The organism is Streptomyces sp. SID486 (assembly GCF_009865385.1).
Lineage (GTDB): Bacteria > Actinomycetota > Actinomycetes > Streptomycetales > Streptomycetaceae > Streptomyces.
Window position 1 is genome coordinate 1 of the sequence record NZ_WWJT01000530.1, and the last position, 8,279, is coordinate 8,279.

An 8,279-nucleotide genomic window follows, 5' to 3' on the forward strand; every position below is an offset into this window, starting at 1 on the left:
GGCGAAGCCGATGAAGTCCGCCGGGATCAGCTTGGTGCCCTGGTGGATCAACTGGTAGTAGGCGTGCTGGCCGTTGGTGCCGGGCGTGCCCCACACCACCGGACCGGTCTGCCACTCGACCGGTTCGCCGTTGCGCTGCACGGACTTGCCGTTGGACTCCATGTCCAGCTGCTGGAGGTACGCCGTGAACTTCGACAGGTAGTGCGAGTACGGCAGCACCGCGTGGGTCTGCGCGTCGCAGAAGTCGCCGTACCAGATGCCCAGCAGGCCCAGCAGCAGCGGGGCGTTGGCCTCGGCGGGGGCGGTGCGGAAGTGGTCGTCGACGGTCCGGAAGCCGTCGAGCATCTCGCGGAAGCGGTCCGGGCCGATGGCGATCATCAGGGACAGGCCGATCGCCGAGTCGTACGAGTACCGGCCGCCGACCCAGTCCCAGAACTCGAACATGTTGTCCGGGTCGATGCCGAACCCGGTGACCTTCTCGGCGTTCGTGGACAGCGCCACGAAGTGCCGGGCGACCGCCTTGTCGTCGCCGCCGAACGCCCTGAGCAGCCAGGAGCGCGCCGAGGTCGCGTTCGTGATCGTCTCGATCGTGGTGAACGTCTTGGACGCCACGATGAACAGCGTCTCGGCCGGGTCCAGGTCCCGGGTGGCCTCGTGCAGGTCGGAGCCGTCCACGTTCGACACGAACCGGAACGTCAGGTCCCGTGCGCTGTACGGGCGCAGCGCCTCGTAGGCCATCGCCGGTCCGAGGTCGGAGCCGCCGATGCCGATGTTGACGACGTTCCTGATGCGCTTGCCGGTGTGACCGGTCCACTCACCCGACCGGACCCGCTCGGCGAAGCCGGCCATCTTGTCCAGTACGGCGTGCACCTTCGGCACGACGTTCTCGCCGTCGACCTCGACGACCGCGTCCGGCGCGGCGCGCAGCGCGGTGTGCAGGACCGCCCGCCGCTCGGTCACGTTGATCTTCTCACCGCGGAACATGGCGTCCCGCAGGGCGAACACGTCGGTGGCGGCGGCGAGTTCCTGGAGCAGGGCCAGGGTCTCGTCGGTGATCAGCTGCTTGCTGTAGTCGATGTGCAGGTCACCGACCCGCACGACGTATCGCTCGGCGCGCCCGGGGTCCGCGGCGAACAGCTCGCGCAGATGCGGCAGACCCTGGGCGCGGTGGTCGGCCAGGGCCGTCCACTCGGGCCGGTCGGTGAGCTTCGGGAACTCTGCCATGTCAGGCGTTCTCCTTGGTGGCCTCGCCCTGCAGGGCGATGGCGTACATCTCGTCGGCGTCGAGGCGCCGCAGCTCCTCGGCGATGAGTTCGGAGGTGGCGCGGACCTTCAGGGCGAGGGTGCGCGGTGGCTGGCCGGGCAGGCTCAGCGTGGCGAGCGGGCCCTCGGGCCGGTCCACGACGATCTCGCCGTTCGCGGTGCCGAGGCGTACGGCCGTCACGAACGGGCCGGCACTGTGCACCCGGTCCACCGGGACCTTCAGGCGGGCCTCCAGCCAGCGGGCGAGGAGCTCGGCGCTGGGGTTGTCGGCCTCGGCCTCGACGGCCGCCGACGTCACCTTCGCGCGGGCCTGGTCCAGCGCCGCGGCCAGCATCGAGCGCCACAGGGTCAGCCGGGTCCAGGCGAGGTCGGTGTCGCCCGGCGCGTAGGTGCGGGCCCGGCTGTTCAGCACCTCGAGGGGCCGCTCGACGGCGTACAGGTCGGTGATCCGGCGCTGGGCGAGCGCGCCCAGCGGGTCCTTGGCGGGCGCCTCGGGCGCCTCCACCGGCCACCACACGACCACCGGCGCGTCCGGCAGCAGCAGCGGCAGGACGACCGAGTCGGCGTGGTCGGACACCTCGCCGTAGGTACGCAGCACGACCGTCTCGCCGGTGCCGGCCTCCGAGCCGACCCGTACCTCGGCGTCCAGCCGCGAGTGGGTGCGGTCGCGCAGCGTGCGGGCGTGCCGCTTGATGACGACCAGGGTCCGCGAGGGGTGCTCGCGCGAGGCGTCCTCGGCGGCCTTGATCGAGTCGTAGGCGTTCTCCTCGTCCGTGACGATGATCATCGTCAGGACCATGCCCACGGCCGGTGTGCCGATGGCGCGGCGGCCCTGCACCAACGCCTTGTTGATCTTGCTTGCCGTGGTGTCGGTCAGGTCGATCTTCATGGCCTGCGCCAGCTCCGTCCGTCTCGTGCGAGCATCTCGTCGGCTTCACTCGGTCCCCAGCTGCCCGACGCGTACTGCGCCGGCGTGCCGTGTGCCGCCCAGTACTCCTCGATCGGGTCGAGGATCTTCCAGGACTCTTCCACCTCCTGGTGACGGGGGAACAGGTTGGCGTCGCCGAGCAGTACGTCCAGGATGAGCCGCTCGTACGCCTCCGGGCTCGACTCCGTGAACGACTCGCCGTAGGCGAAGTCCATGGACACGTCCCGGATCTCCATCGAGGTGCCCGGCACCTTCGATCCGAACCGCACGGTCATGCCCTCGTCCGGCTGGACGCGGATGACGATCGCGTTCTGGCCCAGCTCCTCCGTCGCGGTGGAGTCGAACGGCGAGTGCGGGGCCCGCTTGAAGACCACTGCGATCTCGGTGACCCGGCGGCCGAGCCGCTTGCCGGTGCGCAGGTAGAAGGGGACGCCCGCCCAGCGGCGGTTGTCGATGCCCAGCTTGATCGCGGCGAAGGTGTCGGTCTTCGACTTGGGGTCGATGCCGTCCTCCTGGAGGTAGCCGACGACCTTCTCGCCGCCCTGCCAGCCGGCCGCGTACTGCCCGCGCACGGTGTGGTCGCCGAGGTCCTCCGGCAGCCGGACCGACTTCAGCACCTTCAGCTTCTCGGTGAGCAGCGCCTCCGCGTCGAACGCGATCGGCTCCTCCATGGCGGTCAGCGCCATGAGCTGGAGCAGATGGTTCTGGATGACGTCCCGCGCCGACCCGATGCCGTCGTAGTAGCCGGCCCGGCCGCCGATGCCGATGTCCTCGGCCATGGTGATCTGCACGTGGTCGACGTACGACCGGTTCCACACCGGCTCGTACATCTGGTTGGCGAAGCGCAGCGCCAGGATGTTCTGGACCGTCTCCTTGCCCAGGTAGTGGTCGATCCGGAACACCTGCTCCGGGTCGAACACGTCGTGCACGACCCGGTTCAGGTCCTGCGCCGACTTCAGGTCGTGGCCGAACGGCTTCTCGATGACCGCGCGCCGCCAGGACCCCTGGGGCGGGTTCGCCAGGCCGACCTTCTTCAGCTGCTGCACGACCTTGGGGAAGAACTTCGGCGGCACCGACAGGTAGAAGGCGAAGTTGCCGCCGGTGCCGCGCGAGGCGTCCAGCTCGTCGACGGCGTCCTTCAGCTGCTTGAAGGCGGTGTCGTCGTCGAAGTCGCCGGGGATGAACCGCATGCCCTCGGCGAGCTGCTGCCACACCTCCTCGCGGAACGGGGTGCGCGAGTGCTCACGCACCGCGTCGTGCACGACCTGCGCGAAGTCCTGGTCCTCCCAGTCCCGGCGGGCGAACCCGACGAGGGAGAAGCCCGGCGGCAGCAGGCCGCGGTTGGCCAGGTCGTAGACGGCCGGCATCAGCTTCTTGCGGGACAGGTCACCGGTCACCCCGAAGATGACCAGGCCCGAGGGCCCGGCGATGCGGGGGAGCCGGCGGTCGCGGGCGTCCCGCAGCGGGTTCACCCAGTCGGCGGCCGGGCCCACCGGGACCCGCACCGTCTGCGGTGCGGGTGCCTGGGCGGGGGCGTTCTCGGTCATCAGGCGTCAACTCCCTTGCTCTTCAGGGACATGGCGACGGCGTCCAGCAGTTCCTGCCAGGCCGCCTCGAACTTGGCGACGCCCTCGTCCTCCAACTGCTGGACGACCTCGTCGTAGGAGATGCCGAGCCGCTCCAGGGCGGCCAGGTCGGCGCGTGCCTGCGGATAGCCGCCGGTCACCGTGTCACCGGTGATCTCGCCGTGGTCGGCGACGGCGAGCAGGGTGGCTTCCGGCATGGTGTTCACGGTGCCCGGCGCGACCAGCTCGTCCACGTACAGGGTGTCCTTGTACGCGGGGTCCTTCACGCCGGTCGACGCCCACAGCGGGCGCTGCGCGTTGGGCCGGCCGTCGGCGAGGGCCAGCCAGCGCCCGGAGGAGAAGACCTCCTCGTACGCCTCGTAGGCGAGACGGGCGTTGGCCAGGGCCGCACGGCCCTTGAGGGCCAGGGCCTCGTCGGTGCCGAGGGCGGTGAGGCGCTTGTCGATCTCGGAGTCCACGCGGGAGACGAAGAACGACGCCACCGAGTGGACGGTGGACAGGTCGACGCCGCGCTCGCGGGCCTTCTCCAGGCCGGCCAGGTAGGCGGCCATGACCTGGCGGTAGCGCTCCAGGGAGAAGATCAGGGTCACGTTGACGCTGATGCCGAGACCGATGACCTCGGTGATCGCCGGGAGGCCCGCCTCGGTCGCCGGGATCTTGATCATCACGTTCGGCCGGTCGACCAGCCAGGCCAGCTGCCGGGCCTCCGCGACGGTGGCCTCGGTGGCGTGGGCCAGGCGCGGGTCGACCTCGATGGAGACCCGGCCGTCCCGGCCCGCCGAGGCGTCGTACACCGGACGCAGGACGTCCGCCGCGTCGCGCACGTCGGCGGTCGTCATCATCCGTACGGCCTCGTCCACCGTGACACCGCGCACGGCCAGGTCGGCGAGCTGCTCCTCGTAGCCCTCGCCGGAGCCTATGGCGGCCTGGAAGATGGAGGGGTTCGTCGTGACACCGACGGCGCTCCCGCTCGCCACCAGCTCGGCGAGGCCGCCCGAGGTGATCCGCTTGCGCGACAGGTCGTCGAGCCAGATCGACACGCCCTCGTCGGCGAGGCGCTTGAGGGCTCCCGGGGTCGCGATTGCTTCGGTCACAGTGATCATTCTTTCTTCTTGCGTCGGTATCGTGCGACGTCGGTGACGTGCGCGGTGGTCGCGGCGGTGGTGCGTCGGCGTCAGTCGCGTGCGGCGGCGAGGGACTCGCGGGCCGCCGCGGCGACGTTCTCGGGGGTGAAGCCGAACTCGGCGAACAGGGTCGTGGCGTCGGCGGAGGCGCCGAAGTGTTCGAGCGAGACGATCCGGCCGGCGTCGCCCACGAACCGGTGCCAGGTCAGGCCGATGCCGGCCTCCACGGCGACCCGGGCCCGTACGGCCGGCGGCAGCACCCGCTCGCGGTACTCGCGGGGCTGCTCCTCGAACCACTCCACGCAGGGCATCGAGACCACGCGCGTGCCGGTGCCCCCGGCCTCCAGCGCCTCTCGCGCGGCCACAGCCAGGTGCACCTCGGAGCCCGTCGCGATGATGATCACCTCCGGGACCTCCGTCGAGGACTCGCGCAGCACGTAGCCGCCCTTGGCCGCGTCCTCGTCGGGCGCGTAGACCGGCACGCCCTGGCGGGTGAGCGCGAGCCCGTGGGGGGCGGGGTGCGTGGCGTGCCTCTTCAGGATCTCGGCCCAGGCGATCGCGGTCTCGTTGGCGTCCGCCGGGCGGACGACGTTGAGGCCGGGGATGGCGCGCAGCGAGGCCAGGTGTTCGACCGGCTGGTGGGTGGGGCCGTCCTCGCCGAGGCCGATGGAGTCGTGCGTCCACACGTACGTCACCGGGAGCTGCATCAGCGCCGACATGCGCACCGCGTTGCGCATGTAGTCGGAAAAGACCAGGAAGGTGCCGCCGTAGATCCGCGTGTTGCCGTGCAGGGCGATGCCGTTCATCTCGGCCGCCATGGAGAACTCGCGGATCCCGAAGTGCACGGTTCGGCCGTACGGGTCGGCCTCGGGCAGCGGGTTGCCCCCGGGGAGGAAGGAGCTGTTCTTGTCGATGGTGGTGTTGTTGGACCCGGCGAGGTCGGCGGAGCCGCCCCACAGCTCCGGGACGACCGGGCCGAGGGCCTGGAGCACCTTGCCGGAGGCGGCGCGGGTCGCCACCGACGCGCCCTCCTCGAAGACCGGGAGCTTCTCCTCCCAGCCCTCGGGCAGCTCGCCCTTGCTGACGCGGTCGAACACCTCGGCCCGCTCCGGCCGTGCGGTGCGCCACTCGGCGATCCTCTTGTCCCAGGCCGCGTGCGCCTCGGCGCCCCGGTCCAGGGCCCGGCGGGTGTGCGCGATGACCTCCTCGTCGACCTGGAAGCTCTTGTCGGGGTCGAAGCCGAGGACGCGCTTGGTGGCGGCGATCTCCTCCTCGCCGAGCGCGGAGCCGTGGGACGCCTCGGTGTTCCGCGCGTTCGGGGCGGGCCAGGCGATGATCGTGCGCATCGCGACGATCGAGGGCCGCCCGGTCTCCGCCCGCGCGGCCTTCAGCGCCGTGTACAGGGCGGTGACGTCGACGTCGCCCTCGGCGGTGGGCTCGACGCGCTGGGTGTGCCAGCCGTACGCCTCGTACCGCTTCAGCACGTCCTCGGAGAAGGCGGTCGCCGTGTCGCCCTCGATGGAGATGTGGTTGTCGTCGTAGAGGAAGACCAGGTTGCCCAGCTTCTGGTGGCCGGCCAGCGAGGACGCCTCGGCGGAGACGCCCTCCTCCAGGTCGCCGTCGGAGACGATCGCCCAGATCATGTGGTCGAAGGGGGAGGTTCCCGCGGGGGCCTCGGGGTCGAACAGGCCGCGCTCGTAGCGGGCGGCCATGGCCATGCCGACGGCGTTGGCGACGCCCTGGCCGAGCGGGCCGGTGGTGGTCTCCACCCCGGCGGTGTGCCCGTACTCGGGGTGGCCCGGCGTCTTCGAGCCGTGCGTGCGGAACGCCTTCAGGTCGTCCAGCTCCAGCTCGTACCCGGCGAGGAAGAGCTGCGTGTAGAGGGTGAGCGAAGTGTGGCCGGGGGAGAGGACGAAACGGTCCCGGCCGGTCCACTCGGGGTCCGCCGGGTCATGCCGCATCACCTTCTGAAAGATCGTGTACGCGGCAGGTGCCAGGCTCATCGCCGTGCCCGGATGCCCGTTGCCCACCTTCTGCACCGCGTCGGCCGCCAGAAGTCGGGCGGTGTCCACGGCGCGGCGGTCGAGGTCGGTCCACTCGAAGCCATCGGAAGTCTGCGTGGTCATCTTCAAGAAGTCCTCGTTCAGTGGGGGAAAGCTGGCCGGACGCGTTCAAACTTAAAAGTCTGACTTTTTCGAGGGAAGGTCGGGGTGTGTCAGCCTGTGGTGAATCTGGGACAGTGATCACGCGACAGAGACGGCACGAACGGGACATGACCGACAGAACGCAGCGAGTCGCCGGAGGAAGCCCCGGCGACCGGGCCGGCGGGGGCGGTACCGGCCCCGCCGGGAGCACGGGCAGCGGCGCCGGCCGCGCGGGCACCGGCGGCGACGGCGACACGGACGGCAGCACGGACCGCGACCGGATCAGAACCTTCCCCTTCCCCGCCGAACTGGCCGTCGGTGGCGTCGGCATGCAGATGGGCCCCATGGGCACCGACCGCACCTGGCACGCCGACGCCCCTCTGCACCGTGTCCACCGCATCGACTTCCACGTGGTCATGCTCTTCACCGACGGCCCCGTACGGCACATGATCGACTTCGCCGAGTACGAGGCGGACGCCGGTGACGTGCTGTGGATCCGCCCCGGACAGGTCCACCGCTTCTCCCGGGATTCCTTGTACCGCGGAACCGTCCTCACCATGCAGCCCGGCTTCCTGCCCCGCTCCACCGTCGAGGCCACCGGCCTGTACCGCTACGACCTGCCGCCCCTGCTGCACCCCGCCCCGGCCCAGCTCGACGCGCTGCGGACCGCCCTCGACCAGCTGCACCGCGAGTACGAGGACACCGCAACGCTCCCGCTCAGCCTGCACACGGCCGTCCTGCGGCACACGCTGACCGCGGTCCTGCTGCGCCTCGCCCATCTCGCCGCCAGTGCGGCACCCGCCTCCCGGCAGCAGACCGACAGCACCTTCACCCGCTTCCGGGACGCCGTCGAGGAGGGTTTCGCCACCAACCACAGCGTCAGTGCCTACGCCGACGACCTCGGGTACTCCCGCCGTACCCTGGTCCGCGCCGTCCGCGCGGCCACCGGTGAGACGCCGAAGGGATTCATCGACAAACGTGTCGTCCTGGAGGCCAAACGCCTTCTCGCGCACACCGACCTGCCGATCGGCCGGGTCGGGGCGGCGGTCGGTTTCCCCGACGCGGCGAACTTCTCCAAGTTCTTCCACCTGCACACGGGACACACCCCGGTGGCCTTCCGGGCGGAACTGCGCTGAGCCCTCCCGGGCACGGACGCGGGCCGGGTACGACGGACCGCCGCCCGGGCACGGACGCGGGCCGGGCTCGACGCGCCGTCAGGAGGCCGGGCGTCGGC

6 protein-coding genes are annotated in these 8,279 nt (G+C 70.9%); 1 reads left to right on the plus strand and 5 read right to left on the minus strand.

Annotated elements, in window-relative coordinates:
• The 5 genes from pgi to tkt all read right to left on the minus strand — a co-directional run.
• Positions 1 to 1,224: glucose-6-phosphate isomerase (gene pgi / locus GT045_RS24420; RefSeq protein ID WP_161335449.1), on the minus strand; the 1,224-nt coding region annotated here is incomplete at its 3' end.
• Between the two features lies 1 nt (position 1,225).
• On the minus strand, positions 1,226 to 2,152 hold the full coding sequence (gene opcA, locus GT045_RS24425) for a glucose-6-phosphate dehydrogenase assembly protein OpcA (protein WP_161335450.1): 927 nt from the start codon (positions 2,150 to 2,152) through the stop codon (positions 1,226 to 1,228).
• A complete protein-coding gene (zwf, locus tag GT045_RS24430; RefSeq protein ID WP_161335451.1) occupies positions 2,149 to 3,738 on the minus strand; it encodes a glucose-6-phosphate dehydrogenase in 1,590 nt (529 codons plus the stop codon). Before zwf ends, opcA begins: the two co-directional genes overlap by 4 nt.
• Positions 3,738 to 4,880: a transaldolase gene (gene tal, locus GT045_RS24435; protein ID WP_161298201.1), complete on the minus strand. Its 1,143-nt coding sequence runs from the start codon at positions 4,878 to 4,880 to the stop codon at positions 3,738 to 3,740. The genes zwf and tal overlap by 1 nt, the downstream gene beginning before the upstream one ends.
• A gap of 71 nt (positions 4,881 to 4,951) precedes the next feature.
• Entirely contained in the window at positions 4,952 to 7,027 is a 2,076-nt protein-coding gene (gene tkt / locus GT045_RS24440; RefSeq protein ID WP_161335452.1) for a transketolase, read from the minus strand.
• 146 nt (positions 7,028 to 7,173) lie between these two features.
• On the opposite strand from tkt, the gene GT045_RS24445 reads away from it, so the two are divergent.
• Positions 7,174 to 8,181 carry an AraC family transcriptional regulator gene (locus GT045_RS24445; RefSeq protein ID WP_161335453.1) on the plus strand — a complete coding sequence of 336 codons (1,008 nt, stop codon included), beginning with the start codon at positions 7,174 to 7,176 and terminating at the stop codon, positions 8,179 to 8,181.
• Positions 8,182 to 8,279: the final 98 nt, after the last annotated feature.